Origin of the sequence: Methylobacterium sp. WL69 (assembly GCF_008039485.1) — a bacterium.
GTDB lineage: Bacteria > Pseudomonadota > Alphaproteobacteria > Rhizobiales > Beijerinckiaceae > Methylobacterium.
On the sequence record NZ_VRUZ01000013.1, the window covers coordinates 21,765 to 43,062 of the forward strand.

General features: G+C 69.8%; 23 protein-coding genes. 17 read left to right on the forward strand and 6 right to left on the reverse strand.

Annotated features, from left to right (window positions below):
* Window positions 1-141 precede the first annotated feature (141 nt).
* The 3 genes from FV218_RS06200 to FV218_RS06210 form a co-directional block, all read right to left on the reverse strand.
* Window positions 142-519, reverse strand: coding sequence for a hypothetical protein (locus FV218_RS06200; protein WP_056087100.1), 378 nt, complete (start codon window positions 517-519; stop codon window positions 142-144).
* Between the two features lie 68 nt (window positions 520-587).
* Window positions 588-2,429, reverse strand: coding sequence for a methylmalonyl-CoA mutase family protein (locus tag FV218_RS06205; RefSeq protein ID WP_147709091.1), 1,842 nt, complete (start codon window positions 2,427-2,429; stop codon window positions 588-590).
* A gap of 171 nt (window positions 2,430-2,600) precedes the next feature.
* The gene (locus tag FV218_RS06210; protein WP_056087097.1) at window positions 2,601-3,404 is read right to left on the reverse strand and encodes an undecaprenyl-diphosphate phosphatase; all 804 of its coding nucleotides are present in this window, start codon (window positions 3,402-3,404) and stop codon (window positions 2,601-2,603) included.
* A 247-nt stretch (window positions 3,405-3,651) separates the two neighbouring features.
* Here FV218_RS06210 and FV218_RS06215 point away from each other — a divergent pair, with 247 nt between their 5' ends.
* The 3 genes from FV218_RS06215 (at window position 3,652) to FV218_RS06225 (ending at window position 6,420) form a co-directional block, all read left to right on the forward strand.
* A complete protein-coding gene (locus FV218_RS06215; RefSeq protein WP_056087095.1) occupies window positions 3,652-4,344 on the forward strand; it encodes a glutathione S-transferase family protein in 693 nt (230 codons plus the stop codon).
* A 65-nt stretch (window positions 4,345-4,409) separates the two neighbouring features.
* Window positions 4,410-5,528: a tRNA epoxyqueuosine(34) reductase QueG gene (queG, locus tag FV218_RS06220; protein ID WP_274533105.1), complete on the forward strand. Its 1,119-nt coding sequence runs from the start codon at window positions 4,410-4,412 to the stop codon at window positions 5,526-5,528.
* A gap of 19 nt (window positions 5,529-5,547) precedes the next feature.
* Window positions 5,548-6,420, forward strand: coding sequence for an SDR family oxidoreductase (locus FV218_RS06225; protein WP_056087092.1), 873 nt, complete (start codon window positions 5,548-5,550; stop codon window positions 6,418-6,420).
* Here FV218_RS06225 and FV218_RS06230 read toward each other — a convergent pair.
* From FV218_RS06230 to FV218_RS06240, 3 genes are all read right to left on the reverse strand, one after another.
* Window positions 6,417-7,535: an acyltransferase gene (locus FV218_RS06230; RefSeq protein ID WP_162239969.1), complete on the reverse strand. Its 1,119-nt coding sequence runs from the start codon at window positions 7,533-7,535 to the stop codon at window positions 6,417-6,419. The two genes, FV218_RS06225 and FV218_RS06230, sit on opposite strands and share 4 nt — an antisense overlap.
* A gap of 71 nt (window positions 7,536-7,606) precedes the next feature.
* Window positions 7,607-8,635 (reverse strand): GNAT family N-acetyltransferase, encoded by a 1,029-nt coding sequence (locus FV218_RS06235; RefSeq protein ID WP_147709092.1) that lies wholly within the window; start codon window positions 8,633-8,635, stop codon window positions 7,607-7,609.
* A gap of 200 nt (window positions 8,636-8,835) precedes the next feature.
* Window positions 8,836-9,222, reverse strand: coding sequence for a hypothetical protein (locus tag FV218_RS06240; protein ID WP_056087084.1), 387 nt, complete (start codon window positions 9,220-9,222; stop codon window positions 8,836-8,838).
* A 182-nt stretch (window positions 9,223-9,404) separates the two neighbouring features.
* Between FV218_RS06240 and FV218_RS06245 the strand changes: the two genes are divergently transcribed.
* The 14 genes from FV218_RS06245 (at window position 9,405) to FV218_RS06310 (ending at window position 21,213) form a co-directional block, all read left to right on the forward strand.
* Complete coding sequence (locus tag FV218_RS06245) at window positions 9,405-10,937, forward strand: helicase HerA-like domain-containing protein (protein WP_056087081.1); 1,533 nt, start codon at window positions 9,405-9,407, stop codon at window positions 10,935-10,937.
* A 216-nt stretch (window positions 10,938-11,153) separates the two neighbouring features.
* On the forward strand, window positions 11,154-11,468 hold the full coding sequence (rplU, locus tag FV218_RS06250; protein ID WP_056087079.1) for a 50S ribosomal protein L21: 315 nt from the start codon (window positions 11,154-11,156) through the stop codon (window positions 11,466-11,468).
* Window positions 11,469-11,506: 38 nt separating this feature from the next.
* The gene (gene rpmA / locus FV218_RS06255) at window positions 11,507-11,773 is read left to right on the forward strand and encodes a 50S ribosomal protein L27 (RefSeq protein WP_056087076.1); all 267 of its coding nucleotides are present in this window, start codon (window positions 11,507-11,509) and stop codon (window positions 11,771-11,773) included.
* 203 nt (window positions 11,774-11,976) lie between these two features.
* Complete coding sequence (locus tag FV218_RS06260; RefSeq protein ID WP_056087074.1) at window positions 11,977-12,447, forward strand: hypothetical protein; 471 nt, start codon at window positions 11,977-11,979, stop codon at window positions 12,445-12,447.
* Between the two features lie 75 nt (window positions 12,448-12,522).
* Window positions 12,523-13,557, forward strand: coding sequence for a GTPase ObgE (obgE, locus tag FV218_RS06265; RefSeq protein ID WP_056087071.1), 1,035 nt, complete (start codon window positions 12,523-12,525; stop codon window positions 13,555-13,557).
* A 63-nt stretch (window positions 13,558-13,620) separates the two neighbouring features.
* Window positions 13,621-13,890: a type II toxin-antitoxin system VapB family antitoxin gene (locus FV218_RS06270; protein WP_056087070.1), complete on the forward strand. Its 270-nt coding sequence runs from the start codon at window positions 13,621-13,623 to the stop codon at window positions 13,888-13,890.
* Window positions 13,887-14,288: a type II toxin-antitoxin system VapC family toxin gene (locus tag FV218_RS06275; protein WP_056087067.1), complete on the forward strand. Its 402-nt coding sequence runs from the start codon at window positions 13,887-13,889 to the stop codon at window positions 14,286-14,288. Before FV218_RS06270 ends, FV218_RS06275 begins: the two co-directional genes overlap by 4 nt.
* Complete coding sequence (gene proB, locus FV218_RS06280) at window positions 14,288-15,409, forward strand: glutamate 5-kinase (protein ID WP_056091079.1); 1,122 nt, start codon at window positions 14,288-14,290, stop codon at window positions 15,407-15,409. The genes FV218_RS06275 and proB overlap by 1 nt, the downstream gene beginning before the upstream one ends.
* A 108-nt stretch (window positions 15,410-15,517) precedes the next feature.
* Complete coding sequence (locus FV218_RS06285) at window positions 15,518-16,813, forward strand: glutamate-5-semialdehyde dehydrogenase (RefSeq protein WP_147709093.1); 1,296 nt, start codon at window positions 15,518-15,520, stop codon at window positions 16,811-16,813.
* A 36-nt stretch (window positions 16,814-16,849) separates the two neighbouring features.
* Window positions 16,850-17,461, forward strand: a complete 612-nt coding sequence (locus tag FV218_RS06290; protein WP_147709094.1) for a nicotinate-nucleotide adenylyltransferase — start codon at window positions 16,850-16,852, stop codon at window positions 17,459-17,461.
* 100 nt (window positions 17,462-17,561) lie between these two features.
* Window positions 17,562-18,005, forward strand: a complete 444-nt coding sequence (gene rsfS, locus FV218_RS06295; protein ID WP_082475944.1) for a ribosome silencing factor — start codon at window positions 17,562-17,564, stop codon at window positions 18,003-18,005.
* Window positions 18,006-18,026: 21 nt separating this feature from the next.
* Complete coding sequence (rlmH, locus tag FV218_RS06300; protein WP_147709095.1) at window positions 18,027-18,524, forward strand: 23S rRNA (pseudouridine(1915)-N(3))-methyltransferase RlmH; 498 nt, start codon at window positions 18,027-18,029, stop codon at window positions 18,522-18,524.
* An 89-nt stretch (window positions 18,525-18,613) separates the two neighbouring features.
* A complete protein-coding gene (locus FV218_RS06305) occupies window positions 18,614-19,894 on the forward strand; it encodes a peptidoglycan DD-metalloendopeptidase family protein (protein ID WP_246685016.1) in 1,281 nt (426 codons plus the stop codon).
* The gene (locus FV218_RS06310; protein WP_056087059.1) at window positions 19,894-21,213 is read left to right on the forward strand and encodes a S41 family peptidase; all 1,320 of its coding nucleotides are present in this window, start codon (window positions 19,894-19,896) and stop codon (window positions 21,211-21,213) included. The genes FV218_RS06305 and FV218_RS06310 overlap by 1 nt, the downstream gene beginning before the upstream one ends.
* The last annotated feature ends 85 nt before the right edge of the window (window positions 21,214-21,298 follow it).

Sequence of the window (21,298 nt, forward strand, 5' to 3'; positions counted from 1 at the left end):
CGAGTCTTCCCCGTCAATTCCGGCGGGAACAGGGCCTTCGCGGTCCGTCGCGCGGTTTTGGACGGTCCTGTGACCGGCGCATCACACGGGCGGACCGGCGATTCCCCGGCGCGGGGGTGGGGTGGACCGGCGCGCCCGACCTCAGCCGCGCCGCTCGGCGTTCCAGCGCCCGCTGCAGCCGATGAGCCCCGTGGTGTTCCAGGTGCCGCCGCCCGTGCCCTGCCGGCCGAGGCGCCCGACCACGTCGGCGCTGTCCGAACCCCGCCGGATCACGGCGCGCACGGCCCCGTTGCCGGAGACCCGGCCGCTGATGGAGAAGTCGCCGCCGGCATAGGTCGCCTCGCCGCGGTTGATCCGGACGCCGTAGCGGTAGGCCCGATCGCAGGGACCGTCGAGGGTGACCACCTCGATGCTCCAGGCCCCGTCATAGCGGTTCGGCACCTGGACCTTCTTGGTGGCGGCGGATGCCGGGGCGGTGAGGCCCGCGAGAGCCACGAGGGTAACGATCTGGAAGCGCATGGTTTTCCGGTCCGGGGGTGATACGGCAACGCTCGGAAAACGCGCCCCGCGCCGGTTCGGTTGCCGCCTCAGCGCGCCGCGTCCCGCGCCTCGCCCAGGAGGGCGAGGAGATCGGCGCCGGCATACAGGAAGCTGTCGACGCCCGCCTCCTGCAAGGCGTCGTCGGGCTTGCCCGCGAGGTAGATCCGCGCCGCGCCCGCCGCCTTGAGGGCCCGCGCCGCCGCCGCCGCATGGGTCGCGTAGACCGCGTCCGACGAGCACAGGCAGGCGATGCGCGCGCCCGATTGCGCGAAGGCCCGCGCCGCGGCGTCGGCCGCGTCGAACCCGTCCTCGTTCACCGCCTCGATGCCGCCGGCGGCGAACGCATTGGCGGCGAAGGTGGACCGGGCGTTGAACACCGCCACCGCCCCGAGATTGGCCAGGAACACCCGAGGGCGCTTGCCCGATTCGGCAAGGTGCGCATCGGATGCCTCGCGCAGCGCCTCGTAGGGCTCGGCCAGGCGGCGCGAGGGCAGGCGCGCGCAGGTGAGGCCCTCGCCGGAGCCGAACGGAACGGCCTCGCCCGGCAGCGGCGCGACGTCGAGGGTGGTCACCGGCTTCTCGGCCAGGAACGGGAATTCGCTTGCCCCCGTCAGGGCTTCGCGGCGGGTGGCGACGTTTTTTTCGCGGGTTTTCGCGGTCTCGGCGATCCGGGCCTGGAGGGCGCCGGACCGGAGGCTCGCGACGATGCCGCCCTCGGCCTCGATGGCCTGGAACGCCTCCCACGCGGTCCGGGTCAGCGCGTCCGTCAGGGTCTCGAAGCTGCCGGCACCCGCCGCCGGATCGGCGACCCGGGCGAGGTTGGATTCCTCGATGAGAACGATCTGGCTGTTGCGCACCACCCGGCGGGCGAAGGCGTCGGCGAGGCCCAGGGCCGCGGTGTAGGGCAGGGCGGTGACGCTGTCGGCCCCGCCGAGGCCCGCCGAACCCGCCGCCATGGAGGTGCGCAGGATGTTCACGAACGGGTCGTTGCGGTTCATCATCCGCCAGGCGGTTTCCGCGTGCAGGCGCAAGGGCTTGGGCTCGAGGCCGCAGGCCGCCTCGACCCTGGCCCAGAGCCGGCGCATGGCGCGGAACTTGGCGATGGTGAGGAACTCGTCGGCATCGGCCACCAGCAGCACCGCGACGGCGTCGCGGGCGCGGGCGACGTCGTGGCCGCCGGCTTCCAGGGCCCGCAGGTAGGCGACCGCCGTCGCGAGGACGGCTGCGAGTTCCACCGCTTCGCTGGCGCCGGCCTCGTGATAGGGGCGTCCGTCGGCGAGGCAGGCCCGCCCGGCGAAGCCCGCTCCGTCGAAGGTCGCCAGCGCGTCGGAGAGGTCCTTGCCGAAATCGGCGCCGAGGCGGCCCGTCGCCGCGAAGGTGCCGACGGGGTCGAGGCCGAGATCGATGTCGAGGCCGCCGAGGGCGTCGCCGCGCCGCTCGGCCACGCCCTTGAGCAGGGCGGCCGCCTCCAGCCCACGGCCGCCGGCATCGAGGCGGATGGCGATGAGCGGCAGCATCACGCTGGCCAGGGCCGCGTCGAGCGCCTCGGCCGTGGCGGCGGTGAGGCCGAAGCCCCGGGCGGCCGGGGCGCCGGAGAACACGAGGGTGAGGGCGTCCGCCCCGCCTTCGAGGTCGGCGAGGGCCAGATCGCGCGCCGTCTCGCCCGCCGGATGATCGACCCGCTGGGCGATCCGCCAGGAGCCGGGTTGCCGCATGGGCTGAGCCACGGGCTCGGCCGGGTCGTAGAGGGGTTCGATGCGGATGCCGTCGGCGGTCTTCGAGACGAGCCTCTTCTCGAAGTCGCCGCCCTTCAGCACACCCTCGACGAGGCCGAGCCAGCGCTCACGGGTCGCGGGCGGAAACAGGTCGGCGAGGGGACGGTCTTCCATCGTTCGGGCCTTCGCGATCGGGACGCCGGCCACGTGGGGCCGGGCTCAGCACAATGTCCCGAAAGCCCTTGCACCGTGGCGCCCGTCGACGCAATCGCCCCCGAACCTGGATATGGAATACGCCGGCCCGGTCCGGAAATCGTCCTCCGGTCCCCGCCGGGACGCCGCGCCCTAACCGAACACGATCAGCCCGAAGAAGCCGAGGGACCCGACGATGATGCGCCACCAGGCGAACAGGCGAAAGCCGTGGGCGGAGACGTAGTCGAGCACCGTGCGGACCACGAACAGGGCGGAGAAGAACGCCACGATGAAGCCGATGACGATGAGGCCGGTGTCGTCCCGGGAGAGGTTCTTGTAGTTGTCGAGGAGATCCTTGGCGAAGGCGCCCGCCATGGTGGGGATCGCGAGGTAGAACGAGAATTCCGTAGCCGAGCGCTTGTCCGCGCCCATGAGCATGGCGCCCACGATGGTGGCGCCCGAGCGCGACACGCCGGGGATCATGGCGATGCACTGGAACAGGCCGATCTTGAAATCCATCGGCAGGGAGAAGTCGAACACGTCGCGCTTCTTCACCTCGAGGTCGGTCTCGTCGAGGACGAGGAGGACGAGGCCGCCCGCCACCAGGGTCGCGCACACGATCCACGGATTGAAGAGATAGTACTTGATGTATTTCGAGAACAGGCCGCCGATGATGGCCGCCGGCAGGAAGGCGAGGAGGATGCCGAGGACGAAGCGCCGGGCGTTGGGATCGCTCGGCAGGGCCCTGGCGATGCCGAGCAGCCGCCCGAAATAGACCGCCAGGATCGCCAGGATGGCGCCGAGCTGGATCAGCACCTCGAAGGTGTTGTTGGGCGACTGGAAGCCGATGAAATGGCCGACCAGGAGCTGGTGCCCCGTGGACGAGACCGGGATGAATTCCGTCGCGCCCTCCACGACGGCGAGGACGACCGCTTTCGCGATGCTCGTCGCATCCATCATCGTATCGCCTCGCTGAACGTTGTCGGGGGGATCGTGTCGTGGCGCGGCCACGCGTTCCGCAGGCCGGGGACGGCCTTGGATTTCATCCGAGCCTTCGACCATGTCGGTTGACGGATGGTTACCGCCTTTGGTCGAGCGTGTTAATGAGGCGGCAACGATCGAGCAATATGTCTCGACAGGCGACCCTCTGCGAGGGGCCCGATACGGCTCGTCCCCGGCAGCTTCCCCCGTCCGAACGGCCTCGATGGCGACGCTTCACCACTCCCCCTTCTGCCCCCATTCGCGCTTCATCCGCCTCGTGCTTGCCGAGATGGGGATGGAGCCCTCCCTGCTGGAGGAACGCCCGTGGGAGCGGCGCGACGCCTTCCTCATCATCAACCCGGCCGGCACCACGCCGGTCCTGGTGGAGCAGTCGGGACTGGCGATCCCCGGTGCCGGCATCATCGCGGAGTACCTCGACGAGACGCGGGGGCTCGGCCTCAGCGGCCGTCGCCTCCTGCCCGAGACCACGGCGGCCCGGGTCGAGGTCCGTCGTCTCCTCGACTGGTTCCTCGTCAAGTTCGATTCGGAGGTGACGGGCTACCTCGTCACCGAAAAGATCTTCAAGCGCTTCATGAACAGCGCCGCCGGTGGCGGCCCGCCGGACATGAACGCCATCCGGGCGGCGCGCACCAACGTGCGCTATCACCTGAAATACATCGGCTACCTCATGTCCCGCCGCAAATGGATCGCGGGCGACCATCTGACCTATGCGGATCTGGCGGCGGCGGCCCACCTCTCCTGCGTGGATTATCTCGGCGACGTGCCATGGGACGAGGACGAGACGGCGCGGGACTGGTACGCGCGGGTGAAGTCGCGCCCGTGCTTCCGCACGCTCCTGGCCGACCGGGTGCCGGGCATGGCTCCGGCGGATCACTACGCGGACCTGGACTTCTGACCGACGCCCCGACGAAGCTTCGTCCGCCGCGAAAGATCCTGGCGGGGGACGACCTGCGCCGGGCCGTGGAGACCCGTGCCCGGCACCTCGGCTTCGACGACATTCGCGTGACCCGGCCCGATGCGGTGCCGGCCCTGGTCGAACGCCTGCCGGTCTGGCTCGCGGCCGGACATCACGGCGACATGACGTGGATGGTGGATCGGGCCGACCAGCGCGCCGATCCGGCGACCCTGTGGCCGGGCGTCCGCAGCGTGATCATGCTCGGCATGACCTATGGGCCGGACCAAAATCCCCTCGACGTGCTGAACCGGCGCGACCGGGGCGCCATCGCGGCCTATGCGCAGCGCCGCGATTATCACGAGGTGCTGAAGGGCAAGCTCAAGGAGCTCGGCGGCTATCTCTCGGCCAAGGGCGACGTGCGGGTGAAGGTGTTCGTCGACACCGCCCCCGTGATGGAGAAACCGCTGGCCGAAGCCGCCGGCCTCGGCTGGCAGGGCAAGCACACGGTGCTGATCTCGCGGGCCCACGGCAACTGGCTCCTGCTCGGGGCGATCTACACTTCGGCCGATCTGGTGGCGGACGCGCCCGAGACCGACCATTGCGGCTCGTGCCGGCGCTGCCTCGACATCTGCCCGACGGGTGCCTTTCCGGCGCCCTACCAGCTCGATGCCAGGCGCTGCATCTCCTACCTCACCATTGAGCACGAGGGTCCGATCCCGCGCGAATTCCGCGCCGCCATCGGCAACCGCATCTTCGGGTGCGACGACTGCCTCGCCGTCTGCCCCTGGAACAAGTTCGCGGCGGTCGCGGGTGAAGGGCGGCTGGCGGCGCGGGCGGATCTCGCCGCCCCGCCCCTCGCCAAACTCGCGCGTCTGGACGATGCTGCTTTCCGGACGCGGTTCGCCGGCACGCCGATCAAGCGCACGGGCCGCGACCGCTTCCTGCGCAACGTCCTCGTCGCCATCGGCAATTCAGGGTCGCTCGCCCTGGCCCCGGAGGCCGCGCGGTGTCTGGGGGATTCCTCGCCCCTGGTGCGCGGCGCCGCCGTCTGGGCGGTCGGCCGCCTCCTCGACGCGTCGTCCCTGCGCGCCGCGTTCGCCCGCTGCGGTGCGGACGAAAGGGATGACGAGGTCCGTGCGGAGTGGCAGAACGCCCTCGCGCAGCACCCGGCGGCACCGGGCTAGGGCAGGACTTGGCAGACCCATGAACCTCTTCGTCTTCGGCCTCGGCTTCACCGCGCGCCGGTTCGTCGAACGGGCCTCCGGGCGGTTCGCGCAGGTCCGCGCCACGGTCACCGATCCGTCGCGGGCCGGCGCCGGCCTCGACGGTGTCGCCCTTCGAACCTTCGGCCCGGAGGGCGACGACGACCGCATCGCCGCTGACCTCGCCGACGCCGACGTGCTCCTCGTCTCGGCTCCCCCCGGCCGCGACGGCGACACGGTGCTGGGCCGCTACGCGGACGCGATCGGCAACAGCCGCATCGGCTGGATCGGCTACCTCTCGACCATCGGCGTCTACGGCGACCAGCAGGGCGCCTGGATCGACGAGGCCACGGCGCCGCGCCCGACCAGTGCCCGCTCGCATGGGCGCCTCGCCGTCGAGGCGGCCTGGTTCGATCTCGGACGCACGTCCGGCAAGCCCGTGCAGGTGTTCCGCCTCGCCGGAATCTACGGACCGGGGCGCAACCCCATCGTCAAGCTGCGCGAGGGCAAGTCGCAGCGGATCATCAAGGCGGGGCAGGTGTTCAACCGCATCCACGTGGACGACATCGCCACGACCCTGCTCGCCTCCCTCGACCGGCCCCGCGCCGGGGCGGTCTACAACGTCACCGACGATGCGCCGACGCCGCCGCAGGTGGTGACGGAATACGCCGCCGCCCTGGCGGGCCTGCCCCTGCCGCCGGAGATCGACTTCGAGACGGCCGATCTGAGCCCGATGGCGCGCAGCTTCTACGGCGAGAACAAGCGCGTGAAGAACCGGCTCATCCGCGAGGAACTCGGCGTCGATCTGGCCTATCCCACCTACCGCGAGGGCTTGGCGGCCCTGGTGGCGGATGCGCGCGCCGACGGGAGCTAGGCCGACCTCGACAGCGTGCCCGTCCAGCCGATTCGGCCGAGCAGACGGAACAGGGCGGCACGTGCCGCCTTCGGGCGTTCGAGGGAACGGGCGGCCGTGATGGCCACGACCTGGGCCCCGAGCCACGCCACCGCCAGGGTCGCGGCGCTGCCGGTCCAGCCCGGCGCCCAGCCGAGATGGGCCCGCAGGGAGAACACCAGCACCAGGATCGGCATGTGCACCACGTAGAGGGTGTAGGAGAACGCCGCCGCGCCCGCGCAGGCCGCGAAGCCCCGCGCGATCGAGCTCTCGTCGATCGCGAGACCGAGGAGGCAGAGGCCGAGGGGCAAGCCCAAAGCCGCCTGATAGGCGAGGAACGGCCCCCACGCGCTCATGCCGTCGACGAATCCGGGCTGGCCGACGAAGGCGAGGGGCGCGGCCAGGGCCAGCCCGGCGACGGGCAGGAGGGCCGGCGAGGCCGCGATCCGGCGCAGGCCCGGATGCCCGCCGAACCCGGCGGCGGCCGCGCCGGCCCCGAACAGGGCCAGGGACTGGAGGTAGAAGAACCGGTTCGCCGTGACGACGATCAGCCCCACGGCGAGGGCGGCGCCCAGGACCCGCCGGACCCCGTGCCCGACGAGGGCGAGGCTGGCGAAGGCCGCCACGGCGTAGAGGTAGACCTCCTGGCGCAGGGACCAGAGCGGGTTGTCGATGACGAAGGTCGCGTCGCTCGGCGCGAAGGTCAGGGTGATCCCGCGCAGGAACGCCAGGACGCCCATGTCGTAGGGTTCGCCCGACCGGGTCAGGAGCGGCAGGCCCGCCCGCCCGAGGGCACCGACCGCGAAGGTGACGATGATGGCGAAGACGAGGGGCGGGACGATTCGGGCCACCCGGTGGACCGCGTAGGGCACGAGGTGGCGCCCGTCCCGGTCCGCCAGGCGGCCGAGGCTCGTGGCGATGACGAAGCCGCTGAGGGCGAAGAACAGCATCACCGAGGCCCGGCCGATCCAGCCGGTGACGCCGGCCCCGGTCCCGTGGGCGGGCAGGAAGGCCATCTCGACGGCATGGGTGAACACCACCGCCTGGGCGGCGAGGCCGCGCACGCCGTCGAGCGCCTCGTATCGATACCCTCGCATCCGTCCCCACCCTCCGGCCCGAGGCATCGGGTTGCCGGAGGGATACGGCGCCCGCGTGGCCGAAGCTGGCCCTACGCCGCCCTACGGTTCGCCGCAGGCCCGAAATGGTCGATGTAGCGTGCCGCGATGGCCGAGACCGGCAGGACCACGAACACGTCGGTGGTGCCGAACTGGCGATCGACCACGGCGCCGTCGCCGAAGGTGGCGCCGACGCGCAGGTAGCCCTTGATCAGGGGCGGCAAGGCCTGGAGGGCCGCCTTCGGGTCCACGGCCTCGCGGGCGAGGCGGTCCATGGTGACGTAGCGCCCGGGCAGCGCTCGGGCGCCCCAGCCCTCGGGGGCACGGGCATGGTGATGCAGGAAGCTCAGCGGCAGGGCGAGGCGCTCCGGGTCCGTCCCCTCCAGGCTGGCGCAGCCGAGCATGGCGTCGATGCGGTGGTGCTGCACGTAGGCCCAGATGCCGGCCCAGAGCAGTTCCACCGTGCGCTTGGTCCGGTACGGCTTCAGCACGCAGGAGCGGCCGAGTTCGAGGAAGCGCTTGCCCGGATGCGCGGCGAGGAGCGGCGCGATGTCGTACTCGCCCGCCGTGTAGAAGCCGAAATGCCGGTCGGCCGTGTCCTGACGCAGGAGACGGTAGGTGCCCACCACCTTGGGGCGCGGGCGCCGGAACGGGGTCTCGTCCGTGGCGGCATGGTCGATGACGAGGAGATGGTCGCACACCGTGTCGTAGGCGTCGATATCGCGGCGGGACAGCAGGGACAGGCCGGTGGCCACCGCCTGCATCTCCTCGAAGAATACCCGGTAGCGCAGGCGCTGGGCCCGGCGGATCTCCGAGACGGAGGTGGCCAGCCGCACTTCGAGGTTGCCGATGCGTCCCAGGCTCGGATCGAGGCCCGGTGCGGGGAGGGGCTTCTTCAGACGCGGCTTGAACCGGATCGGCACGGCGCCGGGCGGGATCAGGGCACGCCCGTTGAAGCCGGGCAGTCCCGACAGGCCGGTCTCGCCGCGCTTCTGCTTCATCCGGACGAAGGGCGCATGGACATGCGTCTCCCAGCCGGTGAGCCACGCCGCGGACGCCTCTCGCGCGAAGTTCGGGACCATGGTCGAATCCGCCTGTCGGGACCGCGAGGCGGGCTCACCCCGGAGCCCCCGGCCTCGCGCCGTCGGGAGGCCACATCACCATGCGGTGCGCACGCTTTTATGACACGGATTCATGTTGTGAGAGAGAGACTTGAGGAACTTAGCCGGGACTTTTTCGGCGGCTGCCGCATGGGTAGCCGCCGAAGAAAAGCCGGAAGGGCTTAGACGAACTGGTTCAGGCCGGGGATCGAGCCGACGATGGGTCCCATCACGTCCTCGCCCGCCGTCTCGCGGCCGTAGGCGAACAGCTCCCGGCCGAGCGGCTGCATCTGACCCATGGGCACGCCCGCCGCCATGAGTTTCTGGCCGAGCGCCATCACGCCGCCGCCCATCATGCCGCCGAGCATGCCCATCAGGCCGCCACCGCCTTCGCCCGCATTGGACTCCGCGATGGCGGTCTCCGAGCCCGGAAGGGCGGCGAGGAGCTGGCTCACCTCGGTGGCGGGCCCTTCCTTCTGGAGGAAGGCCAGGATGTGGCCGATGGCCGTCTGGGCCGTCGCAGCGTCCAGGCCGGTCACGGTGGTGACGCGGGCAATCAACTCTTCCATCTCGGGTCGCTCCAGGGCGTTCGGGATTTTGTCTGTCCCGCCTCGCCGCGCGTAAATCAAGGGCCGGACCCGCGTCGGGTCCCGGTCACGGGAATCCTGGTCGCTGGAAAATGCCGCGCCCGGGCGGCATAACCGAGGTGAGCGGGGCGGCACGCCGCTTTTCAGTTTCGGGAGCGGCGATCATGCGGGACGACGGCACAATCCTGGTGGGGAAAAGCCTCCTGAAGGGGGGCGGCACCAAGCCGGAGGCGCTGACCCTGCGGCTCGCCAACCGCCACGGCCTCGTGGCGGGCGCCACCGGCACCGGCAAGACCGTGACCCTGCAGGTGATGGCCGAGGGCTTCTCCAATGCCGGCGTCCCGGTCTTCGCCGCCGACATCAAGGGTGATCTCTCGGGACTGGCGGCGGCGGGTGAATCGAAGCCCCACTTCGTCAAGCGCGCCGAGGAACTGGGGATGTCCTACGAGCCCGACCGCTTCCCGGTGGTGTTCTGGGACCTGTTCGGCGACCAGGGGCATCCGATCCGCGCCACGGTGATCGAGATGGGGCCCCTGGTCCTGGCCCGGCTGCTCGAACTCAACGACACCCAGGAGGGCGTGCTCAACATCGCCTTCCGGGTCGCCGACGACAACCAATGGCCGGTCCTCGACCTCAAGGACCTGCGGGCGCTGCTCCTCTACGTCTCCGAGAACCTGAAGGCGATCTCGGGCCAGTACGGCAACGTGTCGGCCGCCAGCGTCGGCGCGATCCAGCGCCAGCTCCTGATGCTGGAGAACCAGGGTGCCGACCAGTTCTTCGGCGAGCCGGCCCTCGACCTCAACGACTTCATGAAGACCGACCGCGACGGGCGCGGCATCGTCAACATCCTGGCCGCCGACAAGCTCATGCAGCGGCCCCGGCTCTACGCCGCCTTCCTGCTGTGGATGTTGTCGGAGCTGTTCGAGCAATTGCCCGAGGTCGGAGACCTCGACAGGCCCAAGCTGGTGTTCTTCTTCGATGAGGCGCACCTGCTGTTCGACGATGCGCCGAAGGCCCTGCTCGACGCCGTCGAGCAGGTGGTGCGCCTGATCCGCTCCAAGGGCGTCGGCGTCTACTTCGTGACCCAGAACCCGCTGGACGTCCCCGAATCGGTCCTCGGCCAACTCGGCAATCGGGTGCAGCATGCGCTTCGCGCCTTCACACCCCGCGACCAGCGTGCGGTGAAGGCGGCGGCCGAGACGTTCCGCCAGAACCCGGCCTTCGATGTCTCGCAAGCGATCACCGAACTCGCCGTCGGCGAGGCCCTGGTGAGTTTTCTGGAGGCAAAGGGGACGCCTTCCTTCGTGGAGCGGGCCCTGATCGCCCCACCCCAGGGCCGCGTCGGCCCCATCACCCCGGCCGAGCGCGCAGCCCTCATGGCGAACAGTCCGGTGCGGGGGAAGTACGACGCGGCCGTGGACAACGAGAGCGCCTACGAGATCCTGGCCAAGCGCAAGGGACTGGACGCCGCTCCGGCCGAAGCGGCTCAGCAATCCGAGGGCGGGCTGACCGGCATGCTCGGTGGGCTGCTGGGCGGTGTTTTCGGGTCCAAACCCGCCGGCAAGGGGCGCCGCCCCCCGCAGAGCCTCGCCGAACAGGTCATCGGCAATGCCGCCCGCTCCATGGCGCGCAAGGTCGGCACGGAAGTGGGGAACGCGATTCTGCGCAATGTGCTGGGAGGACTGACGAAGCGGTAGATCGGCCCCGAGTTCTGCGCTCCGAGGCGTCATCGCATTGACAAATCACCCCTTCGGCGCCTATGCACCGGCGCAATGCGCGGCTTCCTCGACGAAGTCCGCGCGTTTCGCGTTCGCGCCCGGCTCGACCCGGTGTCGCGGATGACCTGAACAAGAAGACGGTCCAGGTTCACCTGACGGTGAACTGGAGGCCGGCAGAGAACACGAAAGAGAACGATGTTCGCAGTCATCAAGACGGGCGGCAAGCAGTATCGCGTTGCCGCCAACGACACCATCACGATCGCCACCCTCGAGGGCGAAGCCGGCTCCACCGTGACCTTCGGGGACGTGCTGCTCTTCGCCGACGGCGCCGGAGCCACCCAGATCGGCGCGCCGCTGCTCTCGGGCATCAGCGTCACCGGCGAGATCGTCAGCCATGGCCGCGACGCGAAGGTCATCGCCTTCAAGAAGCGCCGCCGTCAGAACTCGCGCCGCAAGCGGGGCCACCGCCAGCACCACACGGTGGTGCGCATCACCGGCATCAGCGCCTGACGGTCGGATCGTTTTTCGAGATTTCGGAGTAAGCCACAATGGCCCATAAAAAAGCAGGCGGCTCGTCCCGCAACGGCCGCGATTCCGCCGGCCAGCGCCTCGGCGTGAAGAAGTTCGGTTCGGAAGCCGTCATCGCCGGCAACATCATCGTGCGCCAGCGCGGCACCAAGTGGCACCCCGGCGCCAACGTCGGCATCGGCACGGACCACACCCTGTTCGCCAAGGCCGATGGCCGCGTGCTGTTCATGACGAAGCGCGGTCGCGCCTTCGTCACCGTCGTGCCGCTGCAGGAAGCCGCCGAGTAGCGTTTTTTGATCGGCCGGTTTCCGACCGACCGGGATATGCGTGGGGGAGGATGGGCATCCATCCTCCCTTTCGTCGTCTGAGGCGGACGAGGCGTCTCCCACGAAATCCCCGCTGCGCCGTCGCGCTCAAGGCGAGAACCGGCCGTGATCGGGAGTTTCGTGAGCGACTCTGAGGCTCCGCCCGCAGCGATGGGGTCGAGGCGATGAAGCGTACCCTCGCGGTCTCCTTTGCGGCGGCCCTGGCGGCAGCCGCGCTTGCCGCCTTCGTGCTGCTGCCTGGCTCGAACCCTCTCCCCGAGCCCGCACCCGTCGAAGTCGCGGCCAGACCCGCGATGCCGACGCTGTATTGCGAGTTCTACAACTTCGTCGGCCGCGCCCCGAAAGTCGGGTTCACGTTTGCCGTCGCTGGCGCGGGAGACGCTGCCGCGTTCACTCAGATGAACCAGATCGAGGCGGACGGGACGCGCATCGCCTTCGGTGGTGACGACGCGCCGCCGCCGCGTTGGACCTTGGAGGCGGGAGCCCCGCCCAATCTGATCTCGCCGGACGACGCCATCCGCATCGTCCTATACGGATACGAAGGCGCCAAATCCGCCGAAACATGGTTCGAGGCGGGGCTTCGGAGTATCCAGTACCTGAACCTCGACGGACAATGCCGTCGCCATGGCACCTGACACCGGCATCCCGCCGGAACCGACCCGCGAGGCCGCTTCGCGTGTCCGAGACGATCAAGTGAGACGAGCAGTACCGTGAAATTCCTCGACGAAGCCAAGGTCTATGTCCGCTCCGGCGACGGTGGCGCCGGATGCGTGGCCTTCCGGCGCGAAAAGTTCATCGAGTTCGGTGGGCCCAACGGCGGCGACGGCGGCCGGGGCGGCGACGTCTGGGTCGAGTGCGTCGATGGGCTCAACACCCTCATCGACTATCGCTATCAGCAGCACTTCAAGGCCAAGAAGGGCGAGCACGGCATGGGCTCGAACCGCCACGGCGCCAACGGCGCCGACGTGGTGCTCAAGGTCCCGGCGGGCACCGAGATCATCGCCGAGGACGGCGAGACCCTCATCGCCGACATGACCCATGTCGGCCAGCGCGTGCGCCTGGCCAAGGGCGGCAATGGCGGCTTCGGCAACGCCTACTTCACCACGTCGACCAACCGCGCCCCGAAGCATGCCAATCCGGGCCTGGAGGGGCACGAGCAGTGGGTGTGGCTGCGCCTGAAGCTCATCGCCGATGCGGGCCTCGTCGGCCTGCCCAACGCGGGCAAGTCCACCTTCCTCGCGACCGTGACGGCGGCCAAGCCGAAGATCGCCGACTATCCCTTCACCACCCTGCATCCCGGCCTCGGTGTCGTCCGCTCCGACGAGCGGGAATTCGTGCTCGCCGACATTCCCGGCCTCATCGAGGGTGCCCATGACGGCGTCGGCCTCGGCGACCGGTTCCTGGCCCATGTCGAGCGCTGCCGCGTTCTGCTCCACCTCGTCGAGGCGACGAACGAGCATGCGGGCAAGACCTACAAGCTCGTGCGGAAAGAGCTCGAAGCCTACGGCGGCGGGCTCATCGACAAGCCCGAGATCGTCGCCCTGTCGAAGGCGGACGTGGTCGATGCCGATACGCTCAAGGAGCAGGTCGCCCGTCTGAAGCGCGCTTCGAAGAAGACGCCGCTGATCCTGTCCTCGGCCACGGGTCTCGGCGTGCAGGACGCCCTGCGAGCGATCACCCGCTCCATCGACGACGATAAGCGCGCCGAAGCCGAGGCGCAGCCGGCCGAGGCGTGGCAGCCCTGAACGACGGACCTTCCATGTTATGCTAGCATTGCGGTCGTTTTAGCTAGCAGGCGGAGGCTTGCCGTGACCAAGCAATTGAACATCCGTAGCGACGAGGCCCATGCTCTGGCCTCGGATTTTGCCGAGCGCCTCGACACCAGCGTCACGGACGTCGTGCTACGGGCCCTGCGGGAATTCGGTGCCAAGCTCGATCCCCGCGACGAACTCACGCCGAGCCAACAGGCGGAGTTCGACGCGCTTCGCGCCTTGGCGAGAAAAGCGTCCGCCAACAAACGTCCGGGTGCCACATCCGATCATCGGGATATGTACGACGAGTTCGGCCTGCCCCTATGATCGCCCTCGACACCTCGGCGATCGTCGCCATCGCCTTGAGCGAGCCCGAGGAGTGGGACTTCAACCGTCTCATCGCGCATCGCAGAGCGGTCGTCGGAACGCCGACCCTGGTCGAGGCGCGCATGGTTCTCGAATCGCGGATTCCCGATGCGGTGACGGATTTTCTACGTGGGTTCGCGAGCCGCCCGGCGATCACGGTACTAGGTTTCGCTATCGAAATGTATGAACGCGCCTGCGAAGCCTTCGTCCGTTTCCGCAAGGGGCGTGGGCATTCGGCACGGCTCAACTTCGGCGATTGCATGTCGTATGCAGTGGCAAAACACACTGCCCTCCCGCTCTTGTTCAAGGGCGATGATTTCGGACAAACCGACATCACGTCCGCATGGCCCCGGACGTGATGACACCCAACCTCCAGGATTTCCGCCGCATCGTCCTCAAGGTCGGCTCCGCGCTCCTGGTGGACCGCGCGCGCGGCCGCCTGCGCCATGCCTGGCTCGCGGCCCTGGCCGAGGACATCGCCGACCTGCAGGCGCGCGGGGCCGACGTGCTCGTGGTCTCGTCGGGTGCCATCGCCCTCGGGCGCACGGTTCTGGGCTATCCGCCCGGCACCCTGCGCCTGGAGGAGAGCCAGGCGGCGGCGGCCGTGGGCCAGATCGCCCTTGCCCGGCACTGGTCGGAGGCCCTCGGTCACCACGGCATCGCGGCGGGCCAGATCCTGGTGACGCCGCAGGATACGGAGGAGCGCCGGCGCTACCTCAACGCCCGCGCCACGGTGCTCAAGCTCCTCGAAGTCCGCGCCGTACCCGTGGTCAACGAGAACGACACGGTGGCGACCAGCGAGATCCGCTACGGCGACAACGACCGCCTCGCCGCCCGTGTCGCCACCATGATCGGCGCCGACGTGCTGGTGCTGTTCTCCGACATCGACGGCCTCTACACGGCGCCGCCCCATACCGATCCGCAGGCCCGGCACCTGCCGGTGATCGAGCGCATCACCCCGGAGATCGAGGCCATGGCCGGCGGGCCGGCGTCGGACCTCTCGCGCGGGGGCATGCGGACCAAGGTCGAGGCGGCCAAGATCGCCGCCAGCGGCGGCACCCACATGATCATCGCCGATGGCCGCGAGAAGAATCCCCTGCGCACCATCCTGAAGGGCGGCCGCTGCAGCTGGTTCCTGTCGGGCTCCAACCCGATCGCCGCGCGCAAGGCCTGGATCGCCGGGTCCCTCGAGCCGCGCGGCATCCTCATCGTCGATGACGGGGCCGCCCGCGCGCTCCAGGGCGGCGCCAGCCTGCTGCCGGTGGGCGTCACCGGAATCCAGGGCGGGTTCGGGCGCGGCGATGCCGTGGTGATCCGCGATGCCGCCGGGCGGACCCTCGGGCGTGGCCTGGTAGCCTACGACAGCGATCAGGCGGTCCGGATCATCGGCCGGCCGAGCCGCGAGATCGCCGATCTCCTGACCCATCCCGGGCGCGCCGAGATGGTGCACCGCGACGACCTCGCCATGGTGGGTGAATAGCCGGGTTGTCATGCGTCCCGCTTGTTTCACCCGTATCCCGCGTGCGATGACGGGCGGGACAACAGACGGGCGCGCCGGATCGCGCGACGGCCCGCGAGGATGAAGGCCGTGCCCGTTCTGAACCTGCGTACCGATTTCCAGGCTCCCGATCTGACGGGCGAGATGCAGGCCATCGGCCAGCGCGCCCGCGCCGCCGCGCGCGGCATCGCCCTGGCCCCGGCCCAGACCAAGGATATCGCGCTCCGCGCCATCGCCGAGCGCCTGCGCGGGGCGCAGGTCGAGATCCTGGCCGAGAATGCCCGGGACGTGGAGGCGGCCCGCGCCGCCGGCCAGACCCAGGCCCTGATCGACCGGCTCACCCTCGATTCCGCCCGCCTCGGCGCCATCGCCGACGCCGTCGAGAAGATCGGCGCGTTGCCCGATCCCGTCGGACGCCAAGTGGCCGCCTTCGAACGCCCCAACGGCCTCCTCATCGAGCGCATCGCCGTGCCGCTCGGCGTCATCGGCGTGATCTTCGAGAGCCGGCCCAACGTCACCGCCGATGCCGGTGCCCTGTGCCTCAAGGCCGGAAACGCCGCGATCCTGCGGGCGGGGTCCGACAGCCATCGCACCGCCATGGCCATCGCGCGGGCCATGCGGGCTGGCCTGGAGGAGTCCGGTCTGCCGGCGGATGCGATCCAGATCGTGCCGACCCGCGACCGGGCCGCCGTCGGCGCCATGCTGTCCGGCCTGCAGGGCTGCATCGACGTGATCGTGCCGCGCGGCGGACGCGGCCTCGTGGAGCGCGTCCATGCCGAGGCCCGGGTGCCGGTCTTCGCCCACCTGGACGGGATCTGCCACGTCTACGTCGCGGCCGGCGCCGAGCTCGACATGGCCTGCACCATCGTCCTGAACAGCAAGATGCGCCGCACGGGCATCTGCGGCGCCGCCGAGACGCTGCTGGTCGACCGCGCCTGCGCCGGGACCCATCTTCCGGCCCTCGTCGCCATGCTGATCAAGGCCGGCTGCGCCGTGCGCGGTGACGCCGACGTGCAGGCCGTCGATGCCCGGGTGACGCCCGCCACCGAGGCCGACTGGCGCACCGAATACCTCGACGCCATCATCGCCGTGCGGGTGGTCGACGATCTCGAGGCTGCCATCGCCCATATCGAGACCTACGGCTCCCACCACACCGACTCCATCGTCACCGCCGACCGCGCCGAGGCGACGCGGTTCCTGGCCGAGGTCGATTCGGCCATCGTCGTGCACAACGCCTCGACGCAGTTCGCCGATGGCGGCGAGTTCGGGTTCGGGGCCGAGATCGGCATCGCCACCGGCCGGATGCACGCACGCGGCCCCGTCGGCGTCGAGCAGCTCACCACCTTCAAGTATCGGGTCCACGGCAGCGGGCAGACGCGTCCTTGATCCGTCCCGGCGGTCGCCCACCCTCGACCGGCCTCGATGCGCCTTGACGTATCGGGGCCGGTCCGGTTGCCCCCGGCCTGTCCCGGTTTGCGGATCGGTCTGTACGGCGGATCCTTCAACCCGGCCCATCTCGGGCACCGGCATGTCAGCCGCGTCGCCCTGCGGCGCCTTGGATTGGATCGGGTCTGGTGGATGGTGACCCCCGGCAATCCCCTGAAGGACCGGGCCGACCTCGCGTCCCTCGCCGCCCGCGTCGCCGCCGCCCAGGCGATCGCCGCCCATCCGCGCATCGCGGTCACGGCCTTCGAGAGCCGGATCGGCGCCCGCTACACCCGGCAGAGCCTGCGGTATCTTAAAGAACGACACCCGGCCGTGCGCTTCGTCTGGATCATGGGGGCCGACAGCCTCGCGACATTTCATCGCTGGGCCGGGTTCCGCGAAATCGCCGAGACCATGCCCATCGCCATCATCGACCGGCCCGGCTTCACCCTGAAGAGTCTGACCGCCCGCGCCGCGCAGACGCTCGGCCGCTGGCGCGTCGACGAATCGGATGCCGGGCTCATCGCCGACCTAACCCCCCCGGCCTGGGTCTTCCTGCACGGTCCACGCTCCCATCTGTCCTCCACCGCCCTGCGTGCCAAAAGTTGAGGGGGCAACAAATGCCGGCGTAAGGGTGTGCGAGGGGGCGATTTACCGAACACGCAACTGGAACGTTCCCTGCGGCACACTTTCGGGGTACGATCACCCCATGATGATGGCCATTGCAGGAACCGAGACGCTGAACGACGCGGCCCACCACGGAACTTCGGGTTCCGACAGCGACGCCGACCGTAAGATCGGCAGCCTGAAAACACTCGCCCTCGATTGCCTCGAGGACATGAAGGCGGAAGAGACCATCGAGATCGATCTCATGGGCCGAACCTCGCTCGCCGATACGATGATCATTACGTCGGGGCGCTCGCAGCGTCATGTCGGCGCCATCGCCGACCGCATCCTGCAGGACATGAAGGCCAAGGGCCTCGGTTCCGCCCGGGTCGAGGGCATGCCGGCCTGTGACTGGGTGCTGATCGATGCCGGCGACATCATCGTCCACATCTTCCGCCCGGAAGTGCGCGGCTTCTACAACCTCGAGAAGATGTGGGGCGCCGACCGCCCGGCCGCCGATCTTCCCAGCGTCGCCCTCGCCGAGTGAGTTCGGGTCGGGCCGCGGTTCGTGCGCCTGCTCGTCGCCGCCGTCGGCCGCCTGAAGGCCGGACCCGAGCGTGATCTCGCCGCACGCTACCGCGAACGGGCGGCCCAGCTCGGGCGTGGCCTCGGGTTTCCCGCCTGCGAGATTTTCGAGATTCCCGAGAGCCGGGCCCGCCGCCCCCAGGACCGTTGCGCGGAGGAGGGCGCCGCCCTCCTGGCGCAGGCGAACGGCGCGGCCCTCGTCGTCTACGACGAACGTGGACGTGCCGACCTCAGCAGCGAGAGCTATGCGGAAAGGGTCGCTGCCTGGCGCGACGCCGCGCGGCCAGGCCTCGTCGTCGTCATCGGCGGCGCGGATGGGCTCGACCCGACGGTTCGGGCACGGGCCGACCTCACCCTCTCCTTCGGGGCGGCGACGTTGCCGCACGGCCTTGTGCGCGTGCTGGCCCTGGAGCAGGTGTATCGGGCACTGACCATCCTGGCCGGCCACCCCTATCACCGTGGAAATCTCGACGAACGATGACGGCGCGCGGGGCAGGCACGGCGGCGAAGACGGGAGGGCGGGGTCCGCGTGCCCTGGTCCTGACCGGCGTCTGCATGGCCACCCTGTCCATGGCCGCGCCCACGATCGCACAGGAGTCCGGGGCGAAGGCTGCAATCGCCGAGCCGGACGCGATTCAGAAGGCCCTCGACGAGAAGAACCGCCGCGCCGAGAACCTGAAGCGCATCGAGGAGGCGCTGGCCGCGTCCACGGGCGCGAAGGCTCAGCTGGAGGCCGAGATCGCTTCCATCGGCGGTGATCGGGCCAAGTTCAACATCGCCCTCCTCGATGCCGCCCGGCAGGCCCAGGCGACGGAGGACCGGATGACCCGCCTCGAAGAGCGCCTGAAGACCCTGGGCACCTCCGAGGCGGCCATCCGGCGCTCTCTCGATGGGCGGCGCGGCGTCATCGCCGAGATCCTGGCGGCCCTGCAGCGCATGGGGCGCCGGCCGCCGCCGGCCGTGCTGGTGCGGCCCGAGGATGTGCTCGCCGTCATCCGCACCTCGATGCTGCTGGGCGCCGTCGTGCCCGAACTGCGCGGCGAGGCCGAGACTCTGGCCGCCGATCTCACCGAACTCGTGCGCCTGAAAGGGCTCATCGCCGCCGATCGCGAGGGCCTAAAGACCGATCTGGCCGGCTGGGCCCGCGAACAGCAGCGCCTGAACGGTCTCATCGCCGCCCGGCGCACGCGCCTGGCGGAGGTCGAAGGCGGCCTAGCCACCGAGCGCATGCGCACCGCCGAGCTCGGCGTCCAGGCCCGGAGCCTCAAGGAACTGCTGGACCGGATGGAAGGCGAGGTCGCCTCCGCACGGCGGGCGGCGGACGAGGCCCGGGCGGCCGAGACCCGCGAGGCGCGCGCCACCCAGGAGCGTTTCGCCGCCGCCGGCGCCCGCGATCCGGCGCGTCTCGCCCCCAAGATCCGGTTCGTCGATACGCGCGGCGATCTGCCCCGGCCCGTGAGCGGCGCCCTCACGCGCGGCTTCAATCAACCGGACGGGAACGGCGGGACCACCCGCGGCATTTCGCTCACGACGCGGCCCAAGGCCGTGGTTTCCTCTCCGGCCGATGGGTGGGTGTCGTTCGCCGGGCAGTTTCGCTCGTACGGACGACTCTTGATCATCAATGCCGGCGATGGCTACTATCTGCTGCTGGCCGGGATGGATCAGATCGACGTCGAGGTCGGCCAGTTCGTCCTGGCGGGCGAGCCCGTGGCGGCCATGGGCGAGGGCGGCGCGGGTGCGGCCCCGGCCGGCACCGATCCGATGCTATACGTCGAGTTCAGAAAAGACGGCGGCTCCATCGATCCGGAGCCTTGGTGGGCCAAAAGCCCCAGTGAGAAGGTTCGCGGATAATGCGCAAGGTTTCACTCGTTCTCCTCGGCGCGTTCCTCGGCGTCGGGTCCTCCATGGTCGCGACCCAGACCCGCCTGCTGTCCGGGACCAGCGCCGTGGCGGCGTCCGCTGAAACCTATCGTCAGCTTAGCCTGTTCGGCGACGTGTTCGAGAAGGTTCGCACCGACTACGTCGAGAAGCCCGAGGAGGCCAAGCTCATCGAGGCGGCCGTGAACGGCATGCTCACGTCGCTGGATCCGCATTCGAGCTACATGGACTCGAAGAGCTTCCGCGACATGCAGGTGCAGACGCGCGGCGAGTTCGGCGGCCTTGGCATCGAGGTCACCATGGAGGACGGCCTGATCAAGGTCGTGACCCCCATCGACGATACGCCCGCCTCCAAGGCCGGCATCCTCTCCAACGACGTGATCACGCAGATCGACGAGGATCAGGTCCAGGGGCTCACCCTGAATCAGGCCGTCGACAAGATGCGCGGTCCGGTGAATTCGCCGGTCAAGCTCAAGATCAGCCGCAAGGAGTCGAAGGACCCCATCGAGGTCGTGCTCAACCGCGACGTGATCAAGATCAAGCCCGTGCGCTCGCGCGCCGAGGGCGATGTCGGTTACGTCCGCCTGACCCAGTTCAACGAGCAGACCTTCGACGGCCTGCGCGCGGCCATCGACAAGCTGAACACCGAGATCGGCGCCGACAAGCTCAAGGGCTACGTCCTCGACCTGCGCAACAACCCCGGTGGCCTCCTCGACCAGGCCGTGATGGTCTCCGACGCGTTCCTCGATCGCGGCGAGATCGTCTCGACGCGCGGCCGCAACCCCGACGAGACCCAGCGGTTCTCGGCGAAATCCGGCGACCTCACCAAGGGCAAGCCCATCGTGGTGCTGGTGAATGGTGGATCGGCCTCGGCGTCCGAGATCGTGGCCGGTGCCCTGCAGGACCACAAGCGCGCCACGGTGCTCGGGACCCGCTCGTTCGGAAAGGGCTCCGTGCAGTCGATCATTCCGCTGGGCGGCAGCGGGGCGCTGCGCCTGACCACGGCGCGTTACTACACGCCGTCGGGTCGCTCGATCCAGGCCAAGGGCATCGAGCCGGACCAGGAGGTCCTGCAGGAGGTGCCCGACGAGCTGAAGGGCAAGGACGAGACGAAGGGCGAGGCCGGCCTCAAGGGCCACCTCAAGCAGAAGGATACGGAGGAGCGCGGCGGGTCCTCCGCCTACGTCCCGCCGGACCCGGCCAAGGACAAGCAGCTCACCGCCGCCTTCGACTTCCTGCGCGGCATCCAGAAGGGTGCGGCCAACACGCCGAAGGCGGCCGTACCGAACTGAGCCGGAGGACACGCGTCCCTTAGGGGAACGTTAACCATGACGGCCCCCAATGTCGGTTCAGAACCGACGTCGGGGGCCGTTCTCG

Coding starts and splice junctions, on each gene's coding strand:
- FV218_RS06200 (WP_056087100.1), bottom strand. CDS start 519: ATGCGCTTCCAGATCGTTACCCTCGTGGCTCTCGCGGGCCTCACCGCC.
- FV218_RS06205 (WP_147709091.1), bottom strand. CDS start 2,429: ATGGAAGACCGTCCCCTCGCCGACCTGTTTCCGCCCGCGACCCGTGAG.
- FV218_RS06210 (WP_056087097.1), bottom strand. CDS start 3,404: ATGGATGCGACGAGCATCGCGAAAGCGGTCGTCCTCGCCGTCGTGGAG.
- FV218_RS06215 (WP_056087095.1), top strand. CDS start 3,652: ATGGCGACGCTTCACCACTCCCCCTTCTGCCCCCATTCGCGCTTCATC.
- FV218_RS06225 (WP_056087092.1), top strand. CDS start 5,548: ATGAACCTCTTCGTCTTCGGCCTCGGCTTCACCGCGCGCCGGTTCGTC.
- FV218_RS06230 (WP_162239969.1), bottom strand. CDS start 7,535: ATGCGAGGGTATCGATACGAGGCGCTCGACGGCGTGCGCGGCCTCGCC.
- FV218_RS06235 (WP_147709092.1), bottom strand. CDS start 8,635: ATGGTCCCGAACTTCGCGCGAGAGGCGTCCGCGGCGTGGCTCACCGGC.
- FV218_RS06240 (WP_056087084.1), bottom strand. CDS start 9,222: ATGGAAGAGTTGATTGCCCGCGTCACCACCGTGACCGGCCTGGACGCT.
- FV218_RS06245 (WP_056087081.1), top strand. CDS start 9,405: ATGCGGGACGACGGCACAATCCTGGTGGGGAAAAGCCTCCTGAAGGGG.
- rplU (WP_056087079.1), top strand. CDS start 11,154: ATGTTCGCAGTCATCAAGACGGGCGGCAAGCAGTATCGCGTTGCCGCC.
- rpmA (WP_056087076.1), top strand. CDS start 11,507: ATGGCCCATAAAAAAGCAGGCGGCTCGTCCCGCAACGGCCGCGATTCC.
- FV218_RS06260 (WP_056087074.1), top strand. CDS start 11,977: ATGAAGCGTACCCTCGCGGTCTCCTTTGCGGCGGCCCTGGCGGCAGCC.
- FV218_RS06275 (WP_056087067.1), top strand. CDS start 13,887: ATGATCGCCCTCGACACCTCGGCGATCGTCGCCATCGCCTTGAGCGAG.
- proB (WP_056091079.1), top strand. CDS start 14,288: ATGACACCCAACCTCCAGGATTTCCGCCGCATCGTCCTCAAGGTCGGC.
- FV218_RS06290 (WP_147709094.1), top strand. CDS start 16,850: ATGCGCCTTGACGTATCGGGGCCGGTCCGGTTGCCCCCGGCCTGTCCC.
- rsfS (WP_082475944.1), top strand. CDS start 17,562: ATGATGATGGCCATTGCAGGAACCGAGACGCTGAACGACGCGGCCCAC.
- FV218_RS06305 (WP_246685016.1), top strand. CDS start 18,614: ATGGCCGCGCCCACGATCGCACAGGAGTCCGGGGCGAAGGCTGCAATC.
- FV218_RS06310 (WP_056087059.1), top strand. CDS start 19,894: ATGCGCAAGGTTTCACTCGTTCTCCTCGGCGCGTTCCTCGGCGTCGGG.